The sequence below is a fragment of the Phocaeicola plebeius genome (assembly GCF_003437535.1).
GTDB classification, from domain to species: Bacteria; Bacteroidota; Bacteroidia; order Bacteroidales; family Bacteroidaceae; genus Phocaeicola; species Phocaeicola plebeius_A.
Window position 1 is genome coordinate 16,150 of record NZ_QSQT01000028.1, and the last position, 26,917, is coordinate 43,066.

Annotated in this window: 24 protein-coding genes and 1 pseudogene; 9 read left to right on the plus strand and 16 right to left on the minus strand. The window is 44.2% G+C overall.

The window, feature by feature from the left end:
* Nucleotides 1-47 precede the first annotated feature (47 nt).
* Both DXD04_RS13145 and DXD04_RS13150 read right to left on the minus strand, forming a co-directional pair.
* Entirely contained in the window at nt 48-902 is an 855-nt protein-coding gene (locus DXD04_RS13145) for a BamJ family beta-barrel-assembly machinery protein (RefSeq protein WP_022054535.1), read from the minus strand.
* A 12-nt stretch (nt 903-914) separates the two neighbouring features.
* Nucleotides 915-1,499, minus strand: coding sequence for a BamJ family beta-barrel-assembly machinery protein (locus DXD04_RS13150; RefSeq protein ID WP_117673715.1), 585 nt, complete (start codon nt 1,497-1,499; stop codon nt 915-917).
* A 147-nt stretch (nt 1,500-1,646) separates the two neighbouring features.
* On the opposite strand from DXD04_RS13150, the gene DXD04_RS13155 reads away from it, so the two are divergent.
* Together DXD04_RS13155 and rd are read left to right on the plus strand one after the other, a co-directional pair.
* A complete protein-coding gene (locus DXD04_RS13155) occupies nt 1,647-2,354 on the plus strand; it encodes an SIR2 family NAD-dependent protein deacylase (RefSeq protein WP_117673716.1) in 708 nt (235 codons plus the stop codon).
* A 76-nt stretch (nt 2,355-2,430) separates the two neighbouring features.
* Nucleotides 2,431-2,595: a rubredoxin gene (gene rd / locus DXD04_RS13160; RefSeq protein ID WP_022054538.1), complete on the plus strand. Its 165-nt coding sequence runs from the start codon at nt 2,431-2,433 to the stop codon at nt 2,593-2,595.
* A 71-nt stretch (nt 2,596-2,666) separates the two neighbouring features.
* Here rd and DXD04_RS13165 read toward each other — a convergent pair whose 3' ends face one another.
* Nucleotides 2,667-4,463 (minus strand): MutS family DNA mismatch repair protein, encoded by a 1,797-nt coding sequence (locus tag DXD04_RS13165; RefSeq protein WP_117673717.1) that lies wholly within the window; start codon nt 4,461-4,463, stop codon nt 2,667-2,669.
* Between the two features lie 212 nt (nt 4,464-4,675).
* On the opposite strand from DXD04_RS13165, the gene DXD04_RS13170 reads away from it, so the two are divergent.
* From DXD04_RS13170 to DXD04_RS13185, 4 genes and pseudogenes are all read left to right on the plus strand, one after another.
* The gene (locus DXD04_RS13170) at nt 4,676-5,761 is read left to right on the plus strand and encodes a LacI family DNA-binding transcriptional regulator (protein ID WP_117673732.1); all 1,086 of its coding nucleotides are present in this window, start codon (nt 4,676-4,678) and stop codon (nt 5,759-5,761) included.
* A gap of 5 nt (nt 5,762-5,766) precedes the next feature.
* A complete protein-coding gene (locus DXD04_RS13175; RefSeq protein WP_007564241.1) occupies nt 5,767-6,582 on the plus strand; it encodes an SDR family oxidoreductase in 816 nt (271 codons plus the stop codon).
* A 30-nt stretch (nt 6,583-6,612) separates the two neighbouring features.
* Nucleotides 6,613-7,791 carry a mannonate dehydratase gene (gene uxuA / locus DXD04_RS13180; protein WP_117673718.1) on the plus strand — a complete coding sequence of 393 codons (1,179 nt, stop codon included), beginning with the start codon at nt 6,613-6,615 and terminating at the stop codon, nt 7,789-7,791.
* 145 nt (nt 7,792-7,936) lie between these two features.
* Nucleotides 7,937-9,747 (plus strand): annotated as a pseudogene (locus DXD04_RS13185) (mechanosensitive ion channel family protein).
* A gap of 315 nt (nt 9,748-10,062) precedes the next feature.
* On the opposite strand, the gene lacZ reads toward DXD04_RS13185, so the two are convergent.
* The 4 genes from lacZ to DXD04_RS13205 all read right to left on the minus strand — a co-directional run bounded on the left by lacZ (nt 10,063) and on the right by DXD04_RS13205 (nt 15,169).
* Nucleotides 10,063-13,176 carry a beta-galactosidase, LacZ type gene (lacZ, locus tag DXD04_RS13190; RefSeq protein WP_117673719.1) on the minus strand — a complete coding sequence of 1,038 codons (3,114 nt, stop codon included), beginning with the start codon at nt 13,174-13,176 and terminating at the stop codon, nt 10,063-10,065.
* A gap of 39 nt (nt 13,177-13,215) precedes the next feature.
* Nucleotides 13,216-14,184, minus strand: a complete 969-nt coding sequence (locus DXD04_RS13195) for a lytic transglycosylase domain-containing protein (protein ID WP_117673720.1) — start codon at nt 14,182-14,184, stop codon at nt 13,216-13,218.
* A gap of 293 nt (nt 14,185-14,477) precedes the next feature.
* On the minus strand, nt 14,478-14,945 hold the full coding sequence (locus tag DXD04_RS13200) for an amidohydrolase family protein (protein WP_117673721.1): 468 nt from the start codon (nt 14,943-14,945) through the stop codon (nt 14,478-14,480).
* Entirely contained in the window at nt 14,942-15,169 is a 228-nt protein-coding gene (locus DXD04_RS13205) for a DUF2007-related protein (protein ID WP_117673722.1), read from the minus strand. Before DXD04_RS13205 ends, DXD04_RS13200 begins: the two co-directional genes overlap by 4 nt.
* Before the next feature lie 198 nt (nt 15,170-15,367).
* Here DXD04_RS13205 and DXD04_RS13210 point away from each other — a divergent pair, with 198 nt between their 5' ends.
* On the plus strand, nt 15,368-16,618 hold the full coding sequence (locus tag DXD04_RS13210) for a glutamate-5-semialdehyde dehydrogenase (protein ID WP_117673723.1): 1,251 nt from the start codon (nt 15,368-15,370) through the stop codon (nt 16,616-16,618).
* 72 nt (nt 16,619-16,690) lie between these two features.
* Complete coding sequence (locus DXD04_RS13215) at nt 16,691-17,653, plus strand: Rossmann-fold NAD(P)-binding domain-containing protein (protein WP_117673724.1); 963 nt, start codon at nt 16,691-16,693, stop codon at nt 17,651-17,653.
* A gap of 81 nt (nt 17,654-17,734) precedes the next feature.
* Here DXD04_RS13215 and DXD04_RS13220 read toward each other — a convergent pair whose 3' ends face one another.
* The 6 genes from DXD04_RS13220 to DXD04_RS13245 are packed head-to-tail and all read right to left on the minus strand — an operon-like array spanning nt 17,735 to nt 22,723.
* A complete protein-coding gene (locus tag DXD04_RS13220) occupies nt 17,735-18,133 on the minus strand; it encodes a rhodanese-like domain-containing protein (RefSeq protein WP_022054547.1) in 399 nt (132 codons plus the stop codon).
* A gap of 10 nt (nt 18,134-18,143) precedes the next feature.
* Entirely contained in the window at nt 18,144-18,809 is a 666-nt protein-coding gene (locus DXD04_RS13225; RefSeq protein ID WP_117673725.1) for a NigD1/NigD2 family lipoprotein, read from the minus strand.
* A complete protein-coding gene (locus DXD04_RS13230) occupies nt 18,806-19,960 on the minus strand; it encodes a 1-acyl-sn-glycerol-3-phosphate acyltransferase (RefSeq protein WP_117673726.1) in 1,155 nt (384 codons plus the stop codon). The genes DXD04_RS13225 and DXD04_RS13230 overlap by 4 nt, the downstream gene beginning before the upstream one ends.
* A 36-nt stretch (nt 19,961-19,996) precedes the next feature.
* Entirely contained in the window at nt 19,997-20,974 is a 978-nt protein-coding gene (locus DXD04_RS13235) for a D-alanine--D-alanine ligase (protein WP_117673727.1), read from the minus strand.
* Nucleotides 20,975-20,979: 5 nt separating this feature from the next.
* Entirely contained in the window at nt 20,980-22,050 is a 1,071-nt protein-coding gene (locus tag DXD04_RS13240; RefSeq protein ID WP_007564257.1) for an RluA family pseudouridine synthase, read from the minus strand.
* 22 nt (nt 22,051-22,072) lie between these two features.
* The gene (locus tag DXD04_RS13245) at nt 22,073-22,723 is read right to left on the minus strand and encodes a PASTA domain-containing protein (RefSeq protein ID WP_117673728.1); all 651 of its coding nucleotides are present in this window, start codon (nt 22,721-22,723) and stop codon (nt 22,073-22,075) included.
* 258 nt (nt 22,724-22,981) lie between these two features.
* Between DXD04_RS13245 and DXD04_RS13250 the strand changes: the two genes are divergently transcribed.
* Nucleotides 22,982-23,560, plus strand: a complete 579-nt coding sequence (locus tag DXD04_RS13250) for an RNA polymerase sigma factor (protein ID WP_117673729.1) — start codon at nt 22,982-22,984, stop codon at nt 23,558-23,560.
* Between the two features lie 58 nt (nt 23,561-23,618).
* Here the strand turns inward: DXD04_RS13250 and DXD04_RS13255 are convergent, their stop codons facing one another.
* The 3 genes from DXD04_RS13255 to DXD04_RS17070 all read right to left on the minus strand — a co-directional run bounded on the left by DXD04_RS13255 (nt 23,619) and on the right by DXD04_RS17070 (nt 26,793).
* Nucleotides 23,619-26,081 carry a beta-glucosidase gene (locus tag DXD04_RS13255; protein WP_117673730.1) on the minus strand — a complete coding sequence of 821 codons (2,463 nt, stop codon included), beginning with the start codon at nt 26,079-26,081 and terminating at the stop codon, nt 23,619-23,621.
* A 67-nt stretch (nt 26,082-26,148) separates the two neighbouring features.
* Entirely contained in the window at nt 26,149-26,385 is a 237-nt protein-coding gene (locus tag DXD04_RS17065) for a fibronectin type III-like domain-contianing protein (RefSeq protein WP_259319926.1), read from the minus strand.
* Between the two features lie 6 nt (nt 26,386-26,391).
* The gene (locus DXD04_RS17070) at nt 26,392-26,793 is read right to left on the minus strand and encodes a glycoside hydrolase family 3 C-terminal domain-containing protein (protein ID WP_284697872.1); all 402 of its coding nucleotides are present in this window, start codon (nt 26,791-26,793) and stop codon (nt 26,392-26,394) included.
* Between the last annotated feature and the right edge of the window lie 124 nt (nt 26,794-26,917).

A 26,917-nucleotide genomic window follows, 5' to 3' on the forward strand; every position in this document is an offset into this window, starting at 1 on the left:
TTGTTTATTGAACAAAGCGGGGATTTTGTTTCAGTTATACAGTGAAATTATTTTTCAATGTCTACCAGTTCTACTTCAAAAATCAGAGTAGAGAAAGGTTTGATTTTACCAGCTTCCTGAGCACCGTATCCCAGTTCCTGAGGAATATACAATTCCCATTTAGAACCTACTGGCATCATCTTCAGTGCTTCAGTCCATCCCGGAATTACACGGTTAACGGCCAATGTAATAGGCTCTTTAGAAGAGTCGAATTCAGTACCGTCAATCATTGTACCTTTGTAGTTTACTTTTACACGTGAAGTGTCAGCAGGCAAAGCTCCTGTACCCTTAGTGATGATTTTGTACTGCAAACCGCTGGCAGTTGTCTGAATACCTTCCTTGCTCTTGTTGTTAGCCAGGAATTCTTCATTCTGTTTCTTGTAGTCTGCATATTTAGCTTCCAATGCTTTTGACTTGATCAATTCTGCTTTCAGACGTACATAAGCACTTGCAGAGTCAGTTGTTACGATGCTCTGTTTCTTTACAGCAGCGATGAATCCAGCCAGGAAGTTATCTTTGTTCAAAGCCTGAGTAGAATCCTGTCCAAAGATCTGACGGTTGTTGTAGTCGAACATGTCACCGCTTACCTGCTGGCCAATCTGCATACCTGCCAAATAAGCTTTCTGCTTAGCGTCAGTTTCCTTGCAGCCTTGTTCCAGACCTTTGATGAAGTCTGCTACGTATGCTGAATCTACTCCCAGACGACCCTGTACATATTCCATCAATCCCTGAGTGTTTGTAACACCCATCATATAAGACAAAGAGTCTACATCGCTTTTCAGGTTTGCTTTCGGTCCCTGTGCTGTACATGATGCCAGGCTGGCTGCAGCGGCAAGCATCATAAAGAATGTACCTTTTTTCATTTGCTTTATTTTTTATAATACTTCAATTAATTCTACTTCGAAAATCAATGTGCTGTGCGGCGGAATCATTTCGCCTGCACCCTGTGCGCCGTATGCCAGGTCTGACGGAATGTAGAGTTTCCATTTGGCACCTTCTGACATCAGTTGCAGTGCTTCCACCCATCCTTTGATTACCTGGTTCACACCGAACACAGCAGGCTCACCACGTTTGATAGAGCTGTCGAACAATGTTCCGTTAATCAATGTACCTTCATAGTGGCAACGTACGCGGTCGGTTGCTTTCGGTTTTTTACCGTTTCCTTCAGTGATTACTTCGTATTGCAATCCGCTTGGCAAGGTTACGATGTTCGGGTTTTTCTTGTTTTCTTCCAGGAAAGCCTTTCCCTTTTCTATGTTTTCTGCGTTCATTTTCTCTTCTAATTCAGTGAAATATTTGTTGACGATTTCACGTGCTTCATTGTGAGAAATTGCAGTTTGGTTTCCTTCCAATACGTCTTTGATAGCCTGTGCAAAGTCATTTACATCAATTGAACGAGCACCCATGCTCAATAGATTTTGGCCAATCCCCAGACCAATGGCGTAGCTAAATTTATCCATAAACAGATTTTGTATTAATAAATGATTAACGGGGAGCAAAGGTATCTTTTTTCTGTGAATGTGAGGAATTTTGATTGATAAAATTTCTTATTTTTGGACGATGAAACTTTTTAATGATAATGTATCTAAAATCAGGAGGATAAGAAGATGAAAAATCTGGTAGTATTGACAGGAGCCGGCATGAGTGCGGAAAGTGGAATCAGTACGTTTCGCGATGCAGGAGGGCTTTGGGACCAGTATCCGGTGGAGCAGGTGGCTACCCCTGAAGGATATGCTGCCAATCCGAAGTTAGTGATTAATTTTTACAATGAACGCAGAAAGCAACTGCTTGAGGTGAAGCCGAACAGGGGGCATGAACTTTTAGCAGAGTTGGAGAAATATTTTCATGTGACTGTGATTACCCAGAATGTGGATAATCTGCACGAACGTGCAGGGAGTACAGAGGTAATTCATCTGCATGGGGAACTTACGAAAGTGACTTCCAGCTTTCAGCCCAATAATCCGCGTTTTATAAAAGAGCTTAAACCGGAGGAATATGAGGTGCGGATGGGAGACAAGGCACCCGATGGCTCGCAGTTCCGGCCTTTTATTGTCTGGTTTGGAGAGGCTGTGCCGATGATTGAAACTGCTATTGATTATGTGGATAAAGCAGATATTTTTGTGATAATTGGTACTTCGCTGAATGTCTATCCCGCTGCCGGTTTGCTGAACTATGTACATTCCGGGGTACCAGTCTATCTGATAGACCCTAAGGAAGTACGTATTGCTTCCGGACGCGCGGTACATGTGATTCAGAAAGGGGCTTCCGAAGGAATGGAAGAATTAAAAAAAATGTTATTGGAAATACGAGATTAAACAAATTCTTTCTATATTTGTTATCATTTTAAACTGAGAATAGATACTAATTATTGTTTTAATAAACTGACTGATTATGAAAAAGTACATTTGCACAGTATGTGATTGGGTTTACGATCCGGAAGTAGGGGATCCAGAAGGTGGAATTGCTCCGGGTACAGCTTTTGAAGATATTCCTGAAGACTGGGTTTGCCCGGTTTGCGGAGTTGGAAAAGAAGATTTCCAGGTAGTAGAAGATTAATAAACTTTTCTTGATAAGGACGGCCTTCTAAAAAGTATGCCATATACTTTTAGAAGGCCGTTTTCGTATCTTTATTCTTGTAGAATAATTCCCATTTTTTTCATCAGGAAACAGGCGTTCATGTTTTGAGCCACTCCTTCGCGCAGTTTATAGGAGAAGGTCAGTTCATTCTCCTTTATATCGGCTTCGAAACAGTAATTCCGTATTTCTTCAGGGAACTGTTTGATGAGGCTTCCTAACAGAAGGTCGTGTGTGGCTATAATGCCGTTGGCCTTCAGCTGCATAAACTGACGGATCAAATCAAAAGATCCTTTTTGTTTGTCCATGGAGTTGGTCCCTTTTAATATTTCATCCAGAATAATAAATAGCTGCTGTCCTTGATTTAGCAGGTCGATAATGCGTTTCAACCGTTTCAGTTCGGCAAAGAAGTATGATTCATTATCGGAAAGTGAGTCAGAGGTGCGCAGGCTGGTAATGAGCTGATTCGGGTAAAGCTTGAGCCTTTCGCAGCATACGGGGGCTCCAATACAGGCCAGCAGGTAATTCACGCCGATAGTTCTCAGGTAAGTGCTTTTTCCGGCCATATTGGCTCCGGTAATAATCAGGAAAAACGGACGCGACGGAATGGTGGCATCGTTTTTCACGCATTGGGAAGCTGGCATAAGGGGATGCCCCATTTGTGTGGCCAGAAAGCAGAAAGGCTTTTCTGTCAGTTCCGGGTAGGTGTATTGCGGATGATTGTAGGCAAAGGTACCCAGTGAACATAAGGCATCCAATTCGCCTACGGTCTCCAGCCATTTGCTGATATGCTGTCCGTAGCGTGCTTTCCATCGTTCTATGCGGACGATTTCCTGAAGTTGGAAAAAGATGCTTCCTTCCAATAACACATAAAGAAACTGGTTGTTGCGTAAATCCAGCCGGTCAAGTTCTTTGGATAATTGTTGCAAAGCCTGTATAGGTGACTGGCCGTTCAGGTTGAACCGTTCCATCAGTTCCTGCATGCCAGCTGACTTCCAGTTTTCTGCTTTTGCTAGAGCGATGAGTCGGGCATATCCGTTCAGGCTTTTCAACTGTTTTCCGTAGGTTTCCTGTATATAGGTGGCCCGTTTGATAATTCCAAAGCTAAGAACCAGGAAGATACCGAATGAAAGTCCCAACCAGGAAAATGAAGTCCATCCTGCCAGTGAAGTTATCAACAGGAGGCTGTTAATAACTGGTACTCCCCAGATAAAGGCTTTCACCCATCCGGCGTGCAGGTATTGTGCAGGACTCTGACTCCATGCCTGTATTTTTTCGCCATCGGATGACTGACCGTGGTGTACCAGTCCTGCCACGCGGAACTGTTCGCGGAACAAGGTATGTTCGCTTATTTCCCGTACCATTTCCTGCCGTTTTTCGATGGAAGTTTTTTCGTGCAGATGGTTTTGCAGCCATTTTGCCAGACGGTTTTTTCCGAAAAAAGTACAAGTACGGTTGATTGATTGGAACAGGGAGCGTCGTCCGAATATATCCAGGTCGAATGAATAAGGATGCTCTGGGTTGACGTATTCTTTCCCGTCCTCAAAAGAACTGTAATCACCGGAAAGGGCTTGCAGCTCTTCTTGTATAATACGTGCCTGTGTTTCTAGCCATTCTTTGCGGATAAAAAAACGGTTGTGTATTTTTACCAAAATAAAGAGCGGAAGGAAGGTAAGACAGATACAGATAATTAGCAGAGTGGTTTGATTAAAGAAAAAGTAAAGTCCTGCTATTCCTGCTATGAACAAAGCAAGGCGTAGCATGCTGATGCGGAAGATTTGCTTCTTTACCTGTTGCAATTGTCCTTCAGTGAGGGACAGTCTTTCTGTGTAGTGATTTTCTGGGTTCATGTTATTGTGTTTGTGTTAGTTGCGCAAAGGAACGAAAAACTCTAGATACATGATTGAAAAAACTGTTAAAAGAAGAAATCCATTTGTATAATTCATGAATAAATCCCTTCTTTGCAATGAAATCAAGAATATTTCTTATTGAAGTGTGCGCGGTAACGCGTTTTCTTTTTCAGTAAATGCGTGTCCGCACACACATGTTCTTTCGAAGTGGTATGCAGAAAAATAAAAACATACGTCTTACTGACATTGCCCGCTTGGCGAATGTGTCGGTTGGTACGGTGGACAGAGTGATTCATAACCGTGGACGCGTATCGGAAGAAAACATCCGGCGTGTGAAGGAAATCATGGAGCAGGTAGGGTATAGGCCTAACCTGATAGCGCGTTCGTTGGCGGTGAAGAAGCCGTGTCATCTGGTGGCACTGATTCCGGATTTCCGTCCGGGAGATTACTGGAGTGCGATGGAATATGGCATTCGTCGGGCAGAAGAGGAGTGGGAAAGCTATGGAGTGAAGGTTTCCGTACTGACTTTTGACCAGTACAGCAAGGTCAGCTTTGAGCAGGCTGTTTCACGTTTGCAGGAGATGACTGAAACGGTGGACGGAGTCATTGTCGGTACGCTTTTCAAGGAGGCTGTCATCCAGCTTTCCGAACATCTGGATGCGCGTGAGATTCCTTATGTGTATGTCGACTCGGATATAGAAGAGCAAGGCCGTCTGGCTTATTATGGCACGGATTCTGTGGCCGGGGGAGAGATTGGAGCCCGTATGCTATTGGCTTCCATGGCCTTTCAGGGAGATATTCTGGTCGCTCATATTCAGCATGACAAAGGCAGTATGTCCACCCAAGGGCAGAAACGCTATTCCGGTTTCCTGCAATACCTGAAACAACAGGGCTATGAAGTGAATCTGGTGGAGGTAGATTTATGGATAGGCGATGAGGCTCATAACGAACAGGTGTTGGATGAGGCTTTCCGAAATCATCCGGGCATTCGTGGAGCGGTTACGTTCAACTCTTCCTGCTACATTTTGGGAGATTATCTGGAAAAGCGGCAGAAGCACGAGATTCGGCTGGTAGGCTATGATTTGATTGACCCGAATGTGCGGTTACTGAACGAGGGATATGTGCAGGCACTGATTGCACAGCGTCCGGAACTCCAGGGCTATAACGGAGTGAAGGCTTTGAGCCGGCTGTTGCTGTTCGATGAAAAACCGCAGGTGGTGAATCTGCTGCCGATAGACATTCTGTTGAAAGAGAATTATCAATTTTATAATAGAGTATCCAATTTATTGCAAATCTGATTATTATGGCAAACGAATTATTTAACGTGGCCGGCAAGGTAGTTGTAATGACTGGGGGAGCCGGTGTGTTGGGAAAAGGTATTTCCAAGTATTTGGCTGCACAAGGTGCAAAAATGGTCGTACTCGACCGCAGTGAAGAAGCTGGTAAAGCACTGGTAGATGAGATTGTAGCTCAGGGGCATGAAGCTACCTTCCTCTATACAGACGTAATGAACAAGGAAGTGCTGGAACAGAACAAGAAAGACATTCTGGAAAAGTACGGACGCATTGACGTCTTGTTGAATGCTGCTGGTGGAAATATGGCTGGTGCAACCATTGCACCGGACAAGACTTTCTTCGACTTGCAGGTAGATGCTTTTAAAAAAGTAGTCGATTTGAATCTTTTCGGAACTGTATTGCCTACGATGGTCTTTGCCGATGTAATGGTGAAACAGAAAAAAGGTTCTATCGTAAACTTCTGCTCTGAATCTGCTTTACGTCCGTTGACACGTGTAGTAGGTTACGGTGCAGCAAAAGCAGCCATTGCCAACTTTACAAAATACATGGCAGGCGAATTGGCTATCAAGTTTGGTGATGGCTTGCGTGTGAATGCCATTGCTCCGGGTTTCTTCTTGACCGAGCAGAACCGTACGTTGCTGACTAATCCAGACGGCTCACTGACCGACCGTTCCAGAACGATTCTGGCTCACACTCCGTTCGGCCGTTTCGGCGAACCGGAAGATTTGTATGGCACCATTCACTACCTGATCAGTGACGCTTCTAACTTTGTGACAGGTACGGTAGCTGTCATCGACGGTGGATTTGATGCCTTCTCTATTTAATTGAAGTATGAACCTTTAAAAAGAAACGTTATGTATTTATGTGAACAAACCTGGCGCTGGTACGGCCCGAACGATCCGGTGTCTTTGTGGGACATCAAGCAGGCAGGTGCTACGGGTATCGTCAATGCGCTGCACCATATTCCGAACGGCGAAGTCTGGACGGTAGAAGAAATCATGAAACGCAAGCAGATGATTGAAGAAGTGGGCTTGACATGGAGCGTGGTCGAGAGTGTGCCGGTGCATGAACATATCAAGACGCAGACCGGCGATTTCATGAAGTATATCGAGAATTATAAGGAAAGTCTGCGTAATCTGGCCAAATGTGGCATTTACATTGTGACTTACAACTTTATGCCGGTGCTCGACTGGACACGTACGGACTTGGCTTATACCATGCCCGACGGTTCCAAGGCTCTGCGCTTTGAACGTGCGGCGTTTGTGGCTTTCGACTTGTTTATCCTGAAACGTCCGGGAGCTGAAAAGGATTACTCGGAAGAAGAAAAGGCCAAGGCAAAAGCACGCTACGAGCAGATGGACGAAGAAGAAATTCATCGCCTGACCCGTAACATGATTGCCGGACTGCCGGGCTCGGAAGAAAGCTTTACGCTGGAGCAGTTCCAGCATGAACTGGACCGTTACAAGGATATTGACGCAGAACAGTTGCGTGCCAACCTGATTTTCTTCCTGAAAGAAATCTGTCCGGTGGCTGATGAAGTAGGTGTCAAACTGGTGATTCATCCGGATGATCCGCCTCAGTCAATTTTGGGCTTGCCGCGTATCATGAGTACGGAAGAAGATTTCCGCAAGCTGGTGGAAGCCGTACCTAATGAATCCAACGGTTTGTGTCTTTGCACTGGTTCACTGGGGGTCAGTGCCAAGAACGACTTGGCCGGCATGATGGAACGTTGGGGCGACCGCATCAACTTCGTACACCTGCGCAGCACACAGCGCGATGCAGAAGGCAACTTCCATGAAGCGAATCACCTGGAGGGTGACGTAGACATGTATCATGTGATGAAGAACTTCCTGCTCATGCAGCAGCGCCGCAAGGTGTCTATTCCGATGCGTCCGGACCATGGTCATCAGATGATTGACGACTTGAAGAAGAAGACCAATCCAGGCTATTCTTGTCTGGGCCGTCTGAGAGGGCTGGCTGAGCTGAGAGGGCTGGAAATGGGTATTGCCAAGTCTATGGAAGAGCAAAATTAAGGAAGTGTATAGCGCATATTCGATAAGCTGAAATTGTCGAAGTGAAGAAATGGTTCATGAAGGAAGTTTTTTTCTGTTCATGGACTATTTTATTTTGTGCCTTTTATTCGTATTTTTATCGCCGGAAATAACAATTTATGGCATCATGAAAAGATTTTGTTTATTCTGTCTGTGCCTGCTTGGCTTCTCTGTGTGGGGTGCATCGGATCAGGTAGTGGAAAAGGTACTTGATATTTTCGAAGCAGACAGTCTGCCCGGTTCAAACGTGGCGGTAACGGCGGACTCAGATTCGGTTCACTTGTCGACTGTGAAAAAGGAACTGGCGGCTGCCCGGTTGAATGAAGCCAATCTCCGGATGGAGATTGAGCAGATGAAGTTGGCTGCATATACTGCCGATTCGGTGAAACTGGCCAGTCAGAGACGGCGTATTGACTTCTTGCGTCATGAAACACGGGGTGTTCCGGTTGTGGTAGATGGGGATACGCTGTTTTATTTTTATGCCAAGCGAGGAGGAGACATACTCCCCAGCAGCGTGCAGAGAACGTGGCGAATGATATTACGGCCTTGGGCAAACGCTTTAACCTGAAACCTGATTCTGTATACATTGAGACCAGTGACATCGTGACGGATGTGATGTATGATAATAAAGTTCTTGTTTCCTTTACAGACCAGGACGGCTTGTGGGAAAGCTGTACACGCGACCAGCTGGCTGCGAAGAATCGGTTGGTCATTATCGAAAAATTGAAAGTGATGAAGGAGGAACATGGACTGATGCAGTTATTCAAGCGGATTGGTTATTTCGTGCTGGTGATTGTGGGGCAGTTCCTTCTGTTCTGGGGAACCAACTGGCTGTTCCGTAAGTTGAAGCTGCGTATTATGCGACTGGAAAAGACGCGGCTGAAACCCTTCTCCATTCAGGGGTATGAGTTGCTGGACACCAGGAAGCAGGTGAAACTGCTGATATTCCTGGCCAATCTGGTACGTTATGCGTTTATGTTCCTGCAGTTGCTGCTTACGGTTCCGCTGCTGTTCTCCATTTTCCCGCAGACTAAGAACCTGGCCTACCGGCTGCTTTCCTACATCTGGAATCCGGTGAAGAGCATTCTTACCGGAATACTCGACTATCTTCCGAACCTGTTCACTATCTTCGTGATTTACATGGCCATCAAATATCTGGTACGCTTCTTCCGTTACCTGGCCGAAGAAGTACAGTCCGAACGGTTGAAATTGAGCGGATTCTATCCCGACTGGGCGATGCCTACCTATCATATTGTCCGTTTCTTGCTCTATGCGTTTATGATAGCCATGATTTATCCGTATCTGCCGGGTTCCAATTCCGGTGTATTCCAGGGAATATCCGTATTTGTCGGTTTGATTGTATCGCTTGGTTCAAGTACGGTGATTGGCAACATCATTGCCGGACTGGTGATTACTTACATGCGTCCTTTCAAGATTGGCGACCGTATTAAGCTGAATGATACGATGGGAAATGTGGTGGAGAAAACTCCGCTGGTCACACGTATCCGTACCCCGAAAAATGAGGTGGTGACCATTCCTAATTCCTTTGTCATGTCTTCGCATACGGTGAACTTCAGCCAGTCGGCCCGGGAATATGGGCTGATTATCCATTCGGAGGTAAGCATCGGTTATGACGTGCCGTGGCGAGTGGTCAACAAACTTTTGATTGAAGCTGCCTTGAATACTCCCGGAGTGGTGGACGACCCGCGTCCGTTTGTACTTTCCACCTCGCTCAGCGACTGGTATCCGGTGTATCAGGTGAATGCGTATATCAAGGATGCAGACCGGCTGGCTGATATTTATTCGGCATTGCATCAGAACATTCAGGATCGCTTCAACGAAGAGGGCGTGGAAATTATGTCGCCGCATTACATGGCTGTACGCGATGGAAATGCGTCTACCATACCTCCAAAGGAAGGAGCGGACGAGGAAGGATAATTATTCTACATACATTTTCTATTTTATGATAAGGGCTGGAGTTTTGGGATAAACTTCGGCCCGTTTTTTATGTTTCCCAAGGCAAAAACGTAGGTTTCTGGGGGCGGAACCGTATGTTTCCGCAGGTGGAAACGTAAGGCTCCGGCGTGGAAAACGTAGAAAGTGAAAATAGACTGTGCTCTCTTTTCTGAGGCGTTTCTCTCTTGATGGAAAGCTATTCGTGTGATAAGAGATGGTGGTAACGTAAGGGGATAAAAAGAACGCCCCGGCTTTGGAAACCGAGGCGTTACAGTGAATCAGATATGTTGTACTGATTTATTCGTGTGCGATATAGCCTTTCACCGGAGTCATGATGAACGTAAATTCATAATCTCCGTAAGGAAGCATGTACTTGTCTTCCGGCAGGGCACCCCAGCTGTTGACACAACCTAAGCCCATCTGTGCCTTGTCAATCAACAGATTGGTCAGGTCAGCTTCTTCTACTTCGAACGAGTGGCTCTGTTTCTTTTCAGTACCGTCGTCCAGTGAAGCGATGGTGTAGTGGAGAGCAGAAGCAGAGAACGGTGCTTCAGCTACGAATATCAGTCCGTTTCCAGCCATGTTCACCTGTTTCCACCAGCGGATGTCAGTCTTGTTGCCGTTTTCCTGCGGACGGATGTACGGATAGAACTGGTCGCTTACATTCTGGTTGTAGATACCTAAGTCAGTGCAATGGTTACGGTCGCTGTAGTTTTCTATCGGACCACGTCCGTAGTAAGAAATCTTCTCAAATGACTTCGGCATTACCATCTGCATACCGAAACGGAACATCGGTGAAACCTTGGCATTCTTGTCGGCTACCATCTTCTGTGTCACCTTCACTGCTCCCTGGTTGTTGATCTGGTAAGTGAGATATAACTTGGCAGATACTTCCTTGAGGTCGTAAGTAGAGTTTACGATGGCCTGTCCGTTTTCTACCTTGTAGTTGAAGTCAGTCAGTTTGATGCCCGGGTTCTTCCATGCAGCATATTTGTTCTGCAGACCAGCACCGAAGTCGTTGTCGGTCGGGGCACGCCAGAAGTTCGGTGTCAGTGCTTCGCCTTCTTTCAACATGCTTACTCCGTTTACATCGTATCTGTCAAGATAACCGTTGCGTTTGCTGAATTCCAGATAGAATCCGTCGCCTTCTACAGTGATGTAGTCCGGATAGTTCGGGTTGATTTGCGGTTCAACTACCTGCTGGTTGGTTTCAGCTACGTTCTTCAGTTCCATAGCCGGTGCTTTGTACGGATTCAGCACAAGCTGGTCTTTAGCTACTACGAAACCGGCCGGAATCAAACCTTCACGGTTCTTCTGGATGTATTTCACGTTGAGCAGCCATTCACCGCACTGGCAGGTCTTGCCCAGATCAAGTTTCACGCTGGCTGTCTGATGAGGTGCCACGTTCAGGTTTTCAACGCGTCCGCTACGGATAGCCTTACCATCTTTCAGTACTTCCCATTCCAGTGCGTATGCAGACAGGTCACGGAAGAAGTTTTCGTTGTATACCTTGATTTCTCCCTTTGCCAAATCGCCCGGAGTAGTCCAGATGTTCTGGTAGAAGTACTGTACTTCGTATGCATGCGGATTCGGTTTGCGGTCAGGGCTGATAAGTCCGTTGTTACAGAAGTTCTTGTCGCCAGAATCATCCATGCGGTTGAAGTCACCGGCATAAGCATAAATCATCTTGCCGTTCTTGCCTGTCCAGCGGATAGACTGGTCTACGAAGTCCCAGATGAATCCACCCTGATATTTCGGATACTTGCGAATCAAGTCCCAGTATTCTTTGAATCCACCTTGTGAATTTCCCATGGCGTGTGCATATTCACACTGAATCAGCGGTTTCTGGTATTTGTCGTCCTTGCTGTATTCTTCGCACCATTTGTAGTTGGCATACATCGGGCAGTAGATATCAGTCTTTCCTTCGATGCGGGCTTGTTCGTATTGTACGGCACGGCTGGGGTCTTCTGCCTTGATCCAGTCGTAAGCAGCTTCGAAGTTCGGACCGTATCCGGCCTCGTTACCCAATGACCAGAAGATGATGCTCGGATGGTTGAAACCACGCTGTACGTTGCGCTGGTTGCGTTCCATGTGTGCCTTCTTGTAAGTCGGTTCCTTGGCCAGTGTCTTGTCGCCGTATCCCATTCCGTGAGATTCGATGTTGGCTTCGGCCACTACATAAATACCGTATTTGTCGCAGAGTTCGTACCAGAAGTTGTCGTCCGGATAGTGACAGGTTCTTACGGCGTTGATGTTGAACTGCTTCATAATCTGAATGTCCTGAATCATGCGGTCGCGTGAAACCACGTATCCACCGTCCGGATCCAGTTCATGACGGTCGGCACCTTTGAAGAGTACTGGCTGGCCGTTGACCAGAATCTGTGCGTTTTTGAGTTCAATCTTGCGGAAACCTACTTTCACAGGTACAACTTCGCTGGCCTGGCTGCCGTCTTTCAGTGTAGCACGCAGTGTGTATAAGTAAGGAGTTTCTGCGCTCCATTTTTTCGGATTTTCTACCTGAAGTGTAGTAGAAACATTGCCTGAACCTTTTACTTCGGTAGAAGCTACGGTCTGGTTCTGGGCATCCAGCAGTTCCAGGCTGACATTTCCGCTTCCTTTCAAATTCAGGTTGATGGCCAGTGAACCGTTCTTGTATTCGCTGTCCAGGTCGGGAGTCACGCGGATGTCATCGATGCGTTTCTTGTTGCGGGTATAAAGATAGCAGTCGCGTGCCACTCCGGTATAACGGAAGAAGTCCTGGTCTTCCAGGTATGAACCGTCACACCAGCGGAACACCTGGAAAGCAATCAGGTTTTTCTGTCCCGGTTTCAGGTACGGAGTAAGATTGAATTCAGCTTCCAGCTTGCTGTCTTCGCTGTAGCCAACGAACTTACCGTTTACCCACAGGTACATGTTCGAGCTGACTGCTCCAAAATGAGCGATGATGTCTTTGCCTTTCCAGTCGGCCGGAACCATGATTTCACGACGGTAAGAACCTACGTGGTTTTCTTCAGTCGGTACGTAAGGAGGATTGTTTTCGAAACGGCTGCGCCATCCATAACCTACGTTGATGTAGATAGGGTCGCCGTATCCGTGAGTTTCCCATACTCCTGGCACCTGAAGGTTGTCCCAACCTTTATCGTTGAAGCCGGTTTTCCAGAAATCTGTGGGGCGTGCATCTGCATTCCGCACCCAGAAGAATTTCCAGGTTCCGTTCAGGCTCATAAAGTTCTTGGAGTCTTCCTTGACTGCCTTGGCAGCCATTTCTGCATTTTCGTACGCAAAGAAGTTTGCGTGCATCGGTGCCCGGTTGATGGCATTTATTTCCGGGTCCTGCCATTCTTTAAATGTCTGTGCATTGCCCGAAAGCACACAGGCACCTAAGAGTCCTAACACTAATTGTTTTTTCATGGATTAATGATTATAATAAAAAATGATAACTATGTGTCTTTATTCACTCACCCACGCGGGGTTATGAGGGTGTGTCACCCTCGGATTGTAATACATCTCCGTAGAGTCGGGGATACGAATCTGGTATTCTTTTCCGCCATGGTTGGGAAGAGAACTTCCTCTAAGCCAGGGATTCATGCTCTTGAGCAAACTGTAGTTGATGCCCTGGCCTTTGGAAAAGCGTGCCAGGTCGTCAATATCTTCTGTCACTTTTATGGTACGATAAGGAATAGGAGGATACAGGTCGCTGGCTCTCAGGTGAAAACCGAAACGGGTAGGGTCGGTAAGCAGAAGCTTGGCTGCCAGTATCCGGTATACATAGCGGGAAGTTTCTTCCACTAAATACAGGTCTAGTGCATTATCTGTATATTGTTTTTCCTGCTGCTGGCTGATTCTTCCTTGTCCGGCATTGTAGGAGGCAGCTACGGTTTCCCAATTACCGAATTTACGGTAAGCTTGTTTCAGGTACTTGCAGGCGGCTACGGTAGATTTCTCCACATGATAACGTTCGTCCACATGATGATTGACCTCCAGACCGAACTCACGGGCGGTGCCGCTCATGAACTGCCACAATCCGGCGGCTCCGGCTCCCGACCGTGCCAGCGGGTTCACATTGCTTTCGATGACCATCAGGTACTTGAAGTCATCGGGTACACCTTGTTCCTTTAAGATTGATTCAATGATGGGGAAATAGCGGTTGGCTCTTTTGATGATTTGCAGGGAAGTGCTGTGCATGTAAGTAAATGCCATCAGTTCCCTATCCACTCGTTCGCGCCGGTCATAGCGCGTCAGGTCTATTTCCGTGCCGCAAAAATTGATACTTTTAGGGACTTCGATACAGCTGTAAGCAGGAGATGAGTTTGTTTCGGTCTGCGCGGTGCAGGAAGTGGAAAATCCGGGTAACAAAAAACCGGTTACGAATAAAGTAACTGTAAGCGATAAAGTATATAAGCGTTTTGTCAATTTCATATTCAAGGTCTTCTTGTAACTATCGATTTCTTGTGAATCTGTGGCAAAAATAAAGACTTATTCATATAAGCCAGAGGCATAAATTAGGCAAAAGTCAAGTAAAAATCGTTCAAAATAAGTCTGAACTTACTTGATTCCCCGTTTGGTTATGTACATGCCTTTTCTGTTTTGAGCCTTTAGGACACAAAAAATCAACAGCTCTTTGTTTAAAAATCGCTCTAAAATACGAAATAAACTTTGGGAAAACGCTACCTTTTTAATTTATTTCACAAAATGATATTCCTCATAAAAGATTATTCTTCCATGTGGAAACTTTTCAGGATTGTTTCTGGCGTTTTGTCATTTTCCTGACGGTATACAATGGAAACATAGAAGCCGCAGCTTCCGTCTTTTGCTAGCAGGTAACTGTAAACGCATTTTTCTTCTTCACAGTTTCCTTTGAGCTGCACACCATGGAACTGGGGCAGCTCAAAAGATTGTACGCTGCTTTGCGATGTCACTTCATCGTCTGTGGCAATAGCCTTTAATTCCTGTCCTAATTCTTCTTTTTTCAGCCCTTCTCCCTCTAAAAGCTGGATGGTGAGGTAATAGGTATCGTTCCCGGCAATGTATCCTTCGGAAGAATCATCTTCTACTACTAAGTCGGCTGGAGCCTGGAAAGAAACTCCATACGAACTCCATGTGGTTGTTTTCAGGTTTTGTGCAAACGCGGGAATGACTACTGAAAAAAATGCAATCAGGGTTAAGAATAAATGTTTCATACTTTTCGTTCGGCTACTACTTTTCGTGCATATACTTCTTCTTCCTTATTAACCAGCACGCATACGGAACCTCCTCCATAGGAAGAAGTTACGGCAGACAATGGCGTTTCATCTTTTAGCATGGCATCCACACCGGCAGACTTTAATAAGCCCTTTATCAACTCAGCTTCCCAGAGATCTCCTCTGAAAACTTCAATCAATGAATCGTAATTTTTCGCTTCCATAGTCACATGTTTTAAGGGTTAATAAATCAGAAGTTTTCTCTCTCTCTTATTTATTTCAAAGATAAGAAACTTTCGGGAATAAATATTCAGTTTGGGAATATATTTCTTATGAAATGGCAGATTATTTTGACGTTTGTGCTTTGAAACTTTGTTTGAAATTGTATTTTTGCGATAATTTGCAATCTGAATAAAACAATTATGAATCTGAATGAAACTTTTAAGGCGGTTCGAGCAGCATCTCGTAAGTTGGCGATGATGGATGCACAGACCATTAATACAGTGTTATGTGCCGTAGCCGACAAGATAGAAGAAAAAACGGATGTGCTGCTGAAAGCCAATCAGGAAGACTTGCTGCGAATGGAAACGTCCAATCCGAAATACGACCGCTTGAAGCTGACGCAGGAACGTTTGGAAGGAATAGCAGCCGATATGCGTCAGGTGGCTTCTTTGCCTTCACCGTTAGGAATAGTGAGAGAAGCTTATACGGTACCCAGCGGACTTCGTTTACAGAAGGTGAGCGTGCCGTTTGGGGTGGTAGGAGTAATCTATGAGGCACGTCCGAATGTCAGTTTTGATGTGTTTTCCTTGTGCCTGAAGAGTGGAAATGCGTCTATTCTGAAGGGTGGAAGTGATGCCGATGCCTCCAACCGTGCCATTGTGCAGCTGATTCATGAGGTATTGGAGGAGTTTGGTATCGATTCGCACGTCGTGGAATTGTTGCCTTCTACTCGCGAGGCGACAGAAGCGCTTCTGCATGCAGAAGGTTGGGTGGATTTAATTATTCCTCGTGGCAGCAGTAACCTGATTCAGTATGTACGTCATGAAGCGACTGTACCGGTTATTGAGACGGGAGCCGGAATCTGTCATACGTATTTCGACAAGGCGGGTGATTTAACCAAAGGAACTGCCATTGTCAATAATGCCAAGACGCGCAGGGTGAGTGTCTGCAATGCTATGGACTGTCTGCTGTTGCATCGGGCACGTTTGGCAGATTTGCCGGCATTGTGTGCTCCTTTGGCGGAAAGCCGGGTAATTCTATATGCAGATGAACCGGCTTATCAGGCTTTGGAAGGAAACTATCCGGCAGAATTGTTGCAGCCTGCTACTTTGGAAAGTTATGGCACCGAGTTCTTAGACTATAAGATGGCCATCAAAACGGTGAATGATGTAGTAGAAGCTGTAACGCATATTTATACATACGGTTCCGGGCATAGTGAGTGTATCGTGACAGAGGATAAAGAGGCGGCTGCTTTCTTTACCCGGGCAGTGGATGCCGCCTGTGTCTATGTCAATGCGCCGACTTCGTTTACCGATGGGGCTCAGTTTGGTTTGGGAGCAGAAATTGGTATCAGTACCCAGAAACTGCATGCTCGTGGTCCGATGGGATTAAGGGAGATGACTACCTACAAGTGGATTGTGGAAGGTGACGGACAGGTACGAAAAAAATGAATAAAATAAGTGGTGTATTGTATTTTTATAGTATATTTGCGAGGAAAAATAAATTAATATACAATTTTGCGTATGAAAACTTATACCAATGTATTCGATTTGGGCGATTTGAAGACTGCCCTGGCAGAAGCGTTTGAAATCAAGAACGACCGTTATAAATATGAAGCGTTGGGCAGGCATAAGACTTGTCTGCTTATTTTCTTTAATAATAGTTTACGTACACGCCTGAGCACGCAGAAGGCTGCCCGTAATTTGGGTATGGATGTCATTGTGCTGGATGTGAATCAGGGTGCCTGGAAGCTGGAAACTGAGCGTGGCGTGATTATGGATGGTGACAAGAGTGAGCATCTGCTGGAGGCTATTCCGGTAATGGCTTCTTATTGTGATGTGATTGGTGTACGTTCTTTCGCGCGATTTGAAAGTCGGGAAGATGATTATACGGAAAAGATTCTGAATCAGTTTATTCAGTATTCCGGTAAACCGGTTTTCTCTATGGAGGCGGCTACGGGACATCCTTTGCAGGCATTTGCTGACTTGATTACGATTGAAGAGTACAAGCGCACCGAACGTCCGAAAGTGGTTTTGACATGGGCACCTCATCCACGTGCGCTTCCGCAGGCTGTACCCAACTCTTTTGCCGATTTCATGAATGAGGCAGATGTGGACTTTGTGATTACTCATCCGCAGGGCTATGAACTTGATCCGAAATTCGTGCGTGGAGCAAAGGTGGAGTACGATCAGAAGAAAGCTTTTGAAGGTGCGGACTTTATTTATGCGAAGAACTGGGCTTGCCCGGGTGTGACTTGTCCGGAAGATTACGGAAAGATTCTGAGCAAGGATATGAGTTGGACGGTAGATACCGAACACATGTCGTGGACTAACAATGCGTTCTTTATGCATTGCCTGCCGGTACGTCGTAACATGATTGTAACGGACGATGTGATTGAAGCACCAACTTCACTGGTAATTCCGGAAGCAGCCAACCGTGAAATTTCTGCTACGGTGGTATTGAAACGTATGCTGCAAAATTTGTAATCAGATAGAGTTTATAAAAATGCCGTGATATAGAGAGCAGGACTCTTTTATATCACGGCATTCTTGTTGTAAATAAGGAGGTTATTGTTCGATTTCTTTACCCAACTCTTTCCAGTTGTCGAAACCTTTGTCCAGGTTGTACACCTTGAATCCTTTTTTGACTAGTATCTTTGCGGCATTCCGGCTTCGGCGACCGCTTTTGCAATATACAGCAATGGTTTGTTCCGGGTTCAGCAACTCATCGGCATTGGCTGAGAAACTTTCATCCAGTACGTTGATGTTGAGGCTTCCGGGAATATGTCCTTCGCTGTATTCCGCTACGGTTCTTACGTCCACAATCTGTATCTGTTCATTTCCGATAAAACCTTCGAATTCATCAGCAGATACGTTCTTGAAGTCGTCGTTTGATTTCCCTTTGCATGCCACCATGGCTACGGCAAACATGCATATAAAGAACATGAAGTAAATAGTCTTGATCATAAATGTAGTTTTAGTAAGTAAATTCATAGCTTACAAAGCCTTTTTCGTAGGTGTTGATGCGGAGCATGACCTTGTCCCCCTGAGTCAGTTGTCCTTCGTAGGCCCACAGAGGGATGGAGAGGTAGCTTTTGCGGGTGAATGCCTCATAATCTCCGTTCTGGTTGTGGTAGAGTGTCAGATGGAGTGTCCGGCTTCCGTCACCGTTATTTGAGATACCTTCGTCAATGAAGTGAAAAATGTGGCTTTTCTCTTTAGCCATAGGCAACAGAATCAGGTTGATATAGTTCCCAGATTTCCATACACTCTGAATATCCAATGGGTCAGTCTTGGCGGTCGCTTCTGGTAGTTTGTCCACTGTGACCGGTTTCACGGCAATAATAAGCTGACAAGAATAGAGCAGGGCAGTCGCTTGTCCCTCATCTGCCGATTCTTTCGGTTCATAGATGGATACACTTCTGTAGATAGAGTCTGGAGTCAGACCATCCAGTCCTTCCCGGTTGAGAATTTGCAGGCTCTCTCCTTTGTCTGTAATCAGTTTCTGTAGTGTACCGCTTTCATCTGTGGCCGCATCAATAAAAGTGGTGATTACATTGGGATAGACATATTCATCTTCTTTGCATGCCCCTAAAAGGAGTATGCAAAGAAGACTGTATAAGATGACGCCGAATTTCTTCATTGTGCGATGGCCTTCAAGTGATTGATAGCCGGATTGGCGTACATGGTCAGGATTCGCTGGCGCAGGAAGTCTTCGTCCTTGTTCGGAAGCTGAATCAAGTCCAGCTTCTTTTGCAGGTAAGCTTCAAAGCGCTTCTTTTCTTCCGGAGTATACTTCCCGGCAAATGTTTCTGTGCCATTCAGCAGGTCGCAAGCTACATAATTGCCCGGATAAAGTCGGTAGTTACGGTGGATATGCTTGTCAATCAGTGTAGATACCTGAGTGAAAACTTCCGTCTTAGGCAATCCTCTTAGCGCTTCCAGTTCTTCGTTTATGCAAGGTCCTGTCTGGAAGTGTACTCGTCCCTTGTAACCGAAGATACCTGTTTGCATATTGGTCAGGTCGTCTGCCTGGCTCTTCTTGAATGTTTCCGAGTCTCTCTTCTGCTGCATTTCCTTGGCTTTCAGGAAATCACACGGGTCGTATTCGTACGACAAGGCAACCGGTACGATGTGCAGTTCCTTCAGACGGTCGATGATGTCACCTTCTCCTCCCATAGCCAGCATTTTCAACACGCTGTCCTGTGTACGGTCGTTGGAGTCTTTCGCACGGCCTTCACGTTGTGCAATCCACACATTCTCTTGCTTTTGTGTTACGGCAAAGTGAATGTACCGTGACATGCGTGCAGATGATTCCAGCATTTGTCGCATGCTCAGAGCACGCTGTACGATGAACGACTTGTTCACTCGCACCAGTTTCTTTATCCACGGATAAATAAGCAGGTTATCTCCGATGGCGATTTCTACGGTGGTAGGGAAACCGTTGTCCAGCAAGCCTACTGAAAGAAATCCCGGGTCGAGCACAATGTCCCGATGATTGGAAATAAACGTATAGCTTTGGTTCTTGTCAGGAAGCGAAGAAGCATTCATGTCGAAACCGTCACTGTGCTGTTGCATGATGTCGTGCAGCAGCTTGTGGAAAAACGTTTTCTGTACGTCCAGGTTGGTCTTGCAGTGGCGCAATTGTGCGGCAATCATTTCCAAAGGGACATTCGGCATCACCGATTGGATGACAGCCTGAAAGTCTTTGTCAGAAAGTAATTCCTCGAATATCTGTGGAAGTTCTTCGGGGGTATACGGACGAATATCGTCGAATTCTGCAGGTATGTTCATGATGTTGAGTGACTTGTTCTTTCCAAAGATACAAAATTAATTGAAATGGTCTTCAATAATGTCGGTCATAACGTCCTTAATATCCAGACCGGCAGCCCGTACCTGTTGCGGAATGAAACTGGTGGCCGTCATTCCCGGAGTGGTATTGATTTCGAGCATATTGATTTTTTCACCTTCTGTGATGATGTAATCCACGCGCACGATACCTTTGCATCGCAGTATGTCGTAGATGGCAGATGTCAGTTGCTGTACGCGGCTGGTCAATTCCGGACTGAGACGAGCCGGTGTGATTTCTGTTACTTCGCCTTTGTATTTGGCGTTGTAATCGAAGAATTCATTCTGGCTAACTACTTCCGTGATAGGGAATACCACTTCATTTTTCTTGGTCTTGTAGCATCCGTTGGCCAGTTCGATACCGTCCATGAAAGCTTCAATCATCACATCATCCGACTCTTTGAAAGCTGCTTCCAAAGCCGGCTGAATCTGTTCCTTTGTTTTCACCTTTGTTACACCGAAGCTGGAACCGCTGGCATTAGGTTTGATGAAGCAAGGCAAGCCGATTTTTGCGATGACATCTTCGTCGCTGATACCGTGACGTTTGTTTACCAGCATGGATTCAGCTACCCGTACTCCGAATCCCTTCAGGTACTGGTTTAAAGTGAATTTGCTGAAAGTCAGTGCAGAAACCAGCACGTCGCAGGTAGAGTAGGGAATGCCTAACAGTTCAAAATATCCCTGCAGGATACCGTTTTCTCCCGGAGTTCCGTGGATGGTGATATAAGCAAAGTCGGGTATGATTTTCTGTCCATGATCCATGAAACTGAAGTCATTCTTATCCACTTGTGCACGGCTGCCGTCGGAAAGAATCGCTTCCCAGCGTGCTTTAGTCAGTTCCACGATATAGAGGGTATATTTGTCCTGATCGATAAAAGAGTAGATACCCTCTGCACTTTTCATGGAGACTCCATGTTCAGATGAGTCTCCTCCTGCTACAATCGCAATTGTACGTTTCATAGTTGTTATTCTCTGTTACTGATATACGTTCTCCATCGTTCCAGCAGGCAGGTCATATCCTCGGGCAGTTCGGAAGTGAAGAACATTTCCTCTCCTGTGCGAGGGTGTACAAAGCCCAGTGTCTTGGCATGCAATGCCTGACGGGGACAGATTTCGAAACAGTTGTTTACAAATTGTTTGTATTTGCTGAAATGAGTTCCTTTTAAGATTTCGTGACCACCGTAACGTTCATCATTAAACAAGGTATGCCCGATGTGTTTCATGTGTACACGAATCTGATGGGTACGCCCGGTTTCGAGTACGCACTTTACCAGTGTGACATACCCCAATCGTTCCAATACCTGATAATGTGTCACGGCGTGTTTACCTTGTTCCGGGTCGGACATGACAGCCATCTGCATCCGGTCGCGCGGATTACGTCCGATGTTGCCGGTGATGGTTCCTTCATCTTGTTCTACAATCCCCCAGACCAGCGCATTGTATTCACGCTTGGTTGTTTTGTTGTAAAACTGAAGTCCCAGACTGGTTTTTGCATCGGGGGTTTTAGCTACCACCAATAGTCCTGAGGTATCCTTGTCAATGCGGTGCACCAGTCCCACTTGCGGGTCATTCGGGTTATAGGTCGGTACGTCGCGCAGATGCCATGCGATGGCGTTGACCAGGGTACCGTGGTAATTTCCACATCCCGGGTGTACTACCAACCCCGCAGGCTTGTTGATGACCATCAGGTCATCGTCTTCATATACAATGTTCAGTGGAATATCTTCCGGAATAATGTCATTCTCATAGCGCGGGCGGTCCATCATAACGGTCAGCACGTCCAGCGGCTTGACCTTGTAGCTGCTTTTCACCGGTTTCCCATTGGCCATGACAAAGCCGTTGTCGGCTGCCATCTGAATCCGATTGCGCGACGCGTTGACAATTCGCTCAAATAAATACTTGTCGATGCGGACAGGAGCCTGTCCTTTATCTACTACCGTACGGAAATGCTCATACAATTCAGGCTCACCCTGAATCGGCTCGATATCGTCTGGCGCCTCTCCGTCCAGTTCGTAATCAATCAAATCTTCTGCCATCTTTTTCTTTAGGGGGTTAGATTTAGAACCAAGAGTCATCTACCTCTGCTTCACTGTTGGCAGACGAATTCATATCGATAGTAATTTGTGTAGAATCCATGGCAAGAGAGTCACGAATCGCCGTGTTGCCTACACAGAGGGTCAGCATGGCTTCATGGGGAACTTTATCTCCGCTAACCAGACTTCTTCCACGGTATTTGATGCCGTAAATCCAGTCCTGCTCTCCCGAAACGTATTCTGGTTCCGTCAGTTTGAAGCCCATCGCCTTTAATTTGGCTTCCGCCTGGCGCAAAGAACTGTTGTCTATCAAGTCCGGCAATTTTACCAAAGGAACCTTAGAAGTGGTGACGGTCAGATAAATCGTTCTTCCCTCTTTCACGCGTGCTCCCCCTGCTGGATTTTGGTCTAATACCATGCCGTCGGGCACACCTTTCACATAGCTGGAGTCGATAACCAGCCCTTTCAGCTTCTGGTTACTGAGAGCCTGCTGAGCTTCGTTCAATGTTTTGTTCTTCACATTCGGCACCATGTAAGCTTCTCCATGGTGTGTATAGCTGTCCAGCCAGAGCAAGGTACCCCAGCATACACCAATTATTACGACAATCATGGCTATGAGATTCAGCCAGAAAAAGCGGTTCTTTTTAAATGAAAAGAATTCTTTTAAAGTTATCATGTTGTGTCAAGTATATAATCGGAGCAAAGATACAATATTTTGTTGGAATACTGGGGAGTTACGGGTGAAACCTATGTCTTTTTAACATGGTTATCTGTAGCTTTAGAAAATAAATGTTTTTGTGAGTGCTTTGTTCAGATAAAAAACTAAGAATAAAATTTTTGCTTAAAAAAGATTTTTCTTTCTTTGTATCTGAAAAGGTAGGGAATTCTTATAATTTGTACTGACTAGGATAAAATATGTAATCAAAATAAGATCGTGGAGCAAAAGGAGATAAATATTGACAAATTAGTAGCGGGTGATGAACGTGCTTTCATCGCGTTTATTGAATATCATTCTTCTGCTTTATATCATTATGCTTTTAATATTCTTCATCAAAAGGAGTGTGCAGAGGAAGTGGTAAGTGATGTTTTTCTAGAAGTATGGAAACATCGGAAAAAATTAGGAAAAATAGAGAATATAAAAGGGTGGCTATATCGTATTTTATATAACAAATCAATATCATTTCTTCGTAAAGATAGCGTTGAATATACCAATCTGTCTTTTGATGAGGTTGAAGACTTTACTTTTGAGTTAGTCCCATCTCAAGAAGAAAAGTTAATAGGGGAAGAAAAATTGTCTATTTTAAATGCGGCTATCGCTTCTTTACCATCTAAAAGTCGTCATGTGTTATATTTGGTAAAGATAGAACGTCTTTCATATGCAGAGGTCGCAGATTTATTGCATATTTCAGTGAAAACTGTGAGTAATCATTTGACGTATGCAATGAAAAAATTGATGGAAACCTTAAAAGATGAAGTGGTATTGTGGCTTTTTCTACTTCCGTATTTTCAATAAGGAGTGTGCAAAAAAGCCTGGCCAGAGGCCAGGCTAAATGATTAATTAGTATGCATATTTATAAATTGATAATTCCTTTTAGAGGTAGTTCAGAGGAAGATGGGCCTACTAAAATCTCAAAATCTCCTTTTTCTATGACAAAATTCTTTTTATCAGTATCATAAAAACTAAAAGCGTCTTCATTAAGTAGAATTGTTATACGTTTCGTTTCGCCTTTTTTTAAGAACACTTTTTCGTAACCTTTTAGTTCTTTTAGGGGACGAGGAACAGAAGCTTTACAGTCTTTTACATAAATCTGTGCAACTTCTGCTGCATTCATTTTTCCCGTGTTTTTAAGTTCAAAACTCACTTCTACTTGGTTCTTTTGTTTTTTTCTAAGTTGCAAATTTTCATACGTGAATTGACTGTATGATAATCCGAAACCAAATGGATAAAGTGGCTGTTTTCCTGTACGGTCGTAACCTCTGTAGCCTACAAATATGCCTTCAGCGTATTGAACTCTCTTGTGCGGAACATTACGCTTGTCATAGTAGTTGTTGAATGTAGGATTGTCTTCCCATTTTTCTTCTATAGAAATAGGTAATTTCCCACTTGGAGATATTTTGCCTGTTAGTATTTCTGCTATTGCTTTTCCACCTTCCTGTCCCGGATACCATGCCATAAGAATAGCTTTGACTTTATTTCTCCAGTTGCGGAAATCTATGCCTCCTCCTGAATTTATTACTGTTATTACATTATTATGTACTTTTGTTACTTCATCAATGAGGAACTCCTGACCGTATGGCAAAGCAAATGGTCTGTCAAATCCTTCAGATTCTATATTGCTGTCAAATCCTAAGCACATAACTACGTTGTCTGCTTTTTTCAATTCATAATTCAGCAGTTTTTTATCCAACATACCTGCCTGAAATTTGATAGTAGCTTCACCTACATTCTCAAAATAATCTATCTGCAACTGGTAAAGACTGTCTTTTTCCACTTGCATGAAGGCGTTTCTTGAGCTTAAGGCATGATTTCCCCAGTCTCCTGTAATTGTTTTCCCATTGACTAATATTCTGTATCCGTCATCTCCTGAAATCTGGAAGCGTATAGTTCCGCTTTGTTCAGCCTTATAGATACCTTTCCATTGAGCAGAGAAATGGTCATCCTGAATGTCTGGATATGGAGAACCGTATTTCCAAGCATAGTTTATTCTTGTGGTAGTTTCCTGATGGCATGGTTTACCTGATAACTTTTTGTCTTTAAAATAATATCCTGTAAATCCTTGTGTTTTCAGGCTGTTGTCAGTAAAAATATTTTTCGAAATATCTTTATACAGTAAACTGTCTGATAAAAGAGTTATTTTCTTATCACCTTTTATTTGTGTCAAACCTTCGTAAACTGATACAGTTGAATAAGGAGTTACAAATCCACTTCCTCCTCCTGTAGGAATCATGTCTGCATTTGGACCGATAATAAGTGTATGTCCTTTTTTGAGCGGAAGTACATTATCATCATTTTTTAGCATGACAATACCTTCTCTTGCTAAATTTAATGCAGTTGCTTTTGATTCTGCGTTATCTTTTTCTATAGATTTATCCTCTAGCGGATTGTCAAATAGACCAAATGTTATTAAGGTTTGCAGTATATGCTGTACTTTCTCGTCTATGGTCTTTTCTTTTACTATTCCATTTTCGATAACTGGAATCAGTTTTTCTTTTATCATAAACTTACCTATAGGCATTTCCAAATCAAGTCCTCCATTGGCTGCGCCTACTGTAGAATATACGGAAGTCCAATCAGACATAAGAATACCTTTGAATCCCCATTGTTTTCTAAGTATTTCTATATTCATCCATGCATTCTCAGTTGCATGTACTCCGTTGACGGGGTTATAACTGTCCATTACGGCTCCAACACCGGCCTCTTGTACAGCTTTACGGAATGAGGGGAAATAAATTTCCTGCAATGTACGTTCGTCAACATCGGAGCTGGCGTGATGTCTGCTCCATTCTTGATTGTTGGCTGCAAAATGTTTAACTGTAGCAATAACTCCTTTATCCTGTACTCCAAGGATATATTGCTTGGCTGTTTCACTGCTTAGATAAGGGTCTTCACCGAAATACTCAAAATTTCGTCCGCATAAAGGCGAACGGTAGATGTTTACACCTGGACCTAACAAGATACTTACACCTCTTGCCTTGGCATCTCTTCCAAGTCCGTTTCCTAATTCTCTTACCAATTCTCTGTTCCATGTAGAGGCAGACAGGATACCGGAAGGATACATTGTACTTTGAGTGTTGTTGCGTATTCCTTGAGGACCATCTGCCATTCTGATTTCAGGAATACCCAATCGGGGTATTGCTCTGATATAGAATGATCGAACTCCGGAGATGTAATCAATTTTCTCCTCTAGTGTCATTTTTTCTACTAGGCTTTTTGCCCTTAGCTCCGCTTGGGGAGTAATTCTTACTTGTGCTGTAGTTGAGTTCAGAGCACAGCACAGTAATAGCAAGCAACTTGCTTTTTGTTTAATGTTCATGTTTTAAGGTTTAAGCTATTAATAAAAAATTGTCCGATGGCAAAAATAATATTAAAATATGAGATGACTATATTTTTTTGTTAAAAGTGTATGAAATATTTTGTGTATCTCTACTGTTACTTCCAATCATGAAAATAAATACTCCATTTTCTACTATGAAGTTCATGTTATTATCATAAAATCCTAAAGCTTTTTCATCTATTATAAATGTTACAGTTTTGGTCTCACTAGATTTAATGAATATTTTCTGGAATCCTTTTAATTCTTTTACGGGACGGGTGATACTAGCAACCTTGTCTTGTATATAAAGTTATACAACTTCTTCTCCATCTATAGTCCCAGTATTAGTGATATCTATTTGTAAACTAATAGTATTATTAGAGTTGTCTGTTATTTTAAGGTTGCTATATTTGAAATCAGTATACGACAAACCAAATCCGAATGGATAGGCAGGCTCTGTTGATGAGTCAATATAAGAAGTACAATAATGTACACCTTCCCGTGTTGGCCTTCCTGTACTTTTATATTGGTAAAATATTGGGATTTGTCCTATATTGGTAGGAAACGTCATTGGAAGCTTTGCAGAAGGATTATATTTTCCCAAAAGAACATTGTATATTGCATTTCCAGCTTCGCTACCTAACCACCATGTGCATAAAATAGCATTTGAATGTTTGCGTACTTTGTTAAAAATAACAGGTCTGCCACACATCAGTAGAGTAATAACAGGCTTTCCTGTTTTTTTAACTCTTTTATAAGTTGTTGCTGTTCTTCTGGTATTTCAATGAAGTGATTTAAACTTATGTATATCAATTAAAATGTTGTCAAACAGCGTA

Excerpts from the sequence above, each read along its gene's own strand:
- DXD04_RS13145 (WP_022054535.1), bottom strand. The coding sequence starts at position 902 with ATGAAAAAAGGTACATTCTTTATGATGCTTGCCGCTGCAGCCAGCCTG.
- DXD04_RS13150 (WP_117673715.1), bottom strand. The coding sequence starts at position 1,499 with ATGGATAAATTTAGCTACGCCATTGGTCTGGGGATTGGCCAAAATCTA.
- DXD04_RS13155 (WP_117673716.1), top strand. The coding sequence starts at position 1,647 with ATGAAAAATCTGGTAGTATTGACAGGAGCCGGCATGAGTGCGGAAAGT.
- rd (WP_022054538.1), top strand. The coding sequence starts at position 2,431 with ATGAAAAAGTACATTTGCACAGTATGTGATTGGGTTTACGATCCGGAA.
- DXD04_RS13165 (WP_117673717.1), bottom strand. The coding sequence starts at position 4,463 with ATGAACCCAGAAAATCACTACACAGAAAGACTGTCCCTCACTGAAGGA.
- DXD04_RS13170 (WP_117673732.1), top strand. The coding sequence starts at position 4,676 with ATGCAGAAAAATAAAAACATACGTCTTACTGACATTGCCCGCTTGGCG.
- DXD04_RS13175 (WP_007564241.1), top strand. The coding sequence starts at position 5,767 with ATGGCAAACGAATTATTTAACGTGGCCGGCAAGGTAGTTGTAATGACT.
- uxuA (WP_117673718.1), top strand. The coding sequence starts at position 6,613 with ATGTATTTATGTGAACAAACCTGGCGCTGGTACGGCCCGAACGATCCG.
- lacZ (WP_117673719.1), bottom strand. The coding sequence starts at position 13,176 with ATGAAAAAACAATTAGTGTTAGGACTCTTAGGTGCCTGTGTGCTTTCG.
- DXD04_RS13195 (WP_117673720.1), bottom strand. The coding sequence starts at position 14,184 with ATGAAATTGACAAAACGCTTATATACTTTATCGCTTACAGTTACTTTA.
- DXD04_RS13200 (WP_117673721.1), bottom strand. The coding sequence starts at position 14,945 with ATGAAACATTTATTCTTAACCCTGATTGCATTTTTTTCAGTAGTCATT.
- DXD04_RS13205 (WP_117673722.1), bottom strand. The coding sequence starts at position 15,169 with ATGGAAGCGAAAAATTACGATTCATTGATTGAAGTTTTCAGAGGAGAT.
- DXD04_RS13210 (WP_117673723.1), top strand. The coding sequence starts at position 15,368 with ATGAATCTGAATGAAACTTTTAAGGCGGTTCGAGCAGCATCTCGTAAG.
- DXD04_RS13215 (WP_117673724.1), top strand. The coding sequence starts at position 16,691 with ATGAAAACTTATACCAATGTATTCGATTTGGGCGATTTGAAGACTGCC.
- DXD04_RS13220 (WP_022054547.1), bottom strand. The coding sequence starts at position 18,133 with ATGATCAAGACTATTTACTTCATGTTCTTTATATGCATGTTTGCCGTA.
- DXD04_RS13225 (WP_117673725.1), bottom strand. The coding sequence starts at position 18,809 with ATGAAGAAATTCGGCGTCATCTTATACAGTCTTCTTTGCATACTCCTT.
- DXD04_RS13230 (WP_117673726.1), bottom strand. The coding sequence starts at position 19,960 with ATGAACATACCTGCAGAATTCGACGATATTCGTCCGTATACCCCCGAA.
- DXD04_RS13235 (WP_117673727.1), bottom strand. The coding sequence starts at position 20,974 with ATGAAACGTACAATTGCGATTGTAGCAGGAGGAGACTCATCTGAACAT.
- DXD04_RS13240 (WP_007564257.1), bottom strand. The coding sequence starts at position 22,050 with ATGGCAGAAGATTTGATTGATTACGAACTGGACGGAGAGGCGCCAGAC.
- DXD04_RS13245 (WP_117673728.1), bottom strand. The coding sequence starts at position 22,723 with ATGATAACTTTAAAAGAATTCTTTTCATTTAAAAAGAACCGCTTTTTC.
- DXD04_RS13255 (WP_117673730.1), bottom strand. The coding sequence starts at position 26,081 with ATGAACATTAAACAAAAAGCAAGTTGCTTGCTATTACTGTGCTGTGCT.
- DXD04_RS17070 (WP_284697872.1), bottom strand. The coding sequence starts at position 26,793 with ATGTGTGGCAGACCTGTTATTTTTAACAAAGTACGCAAACATTCAAAT.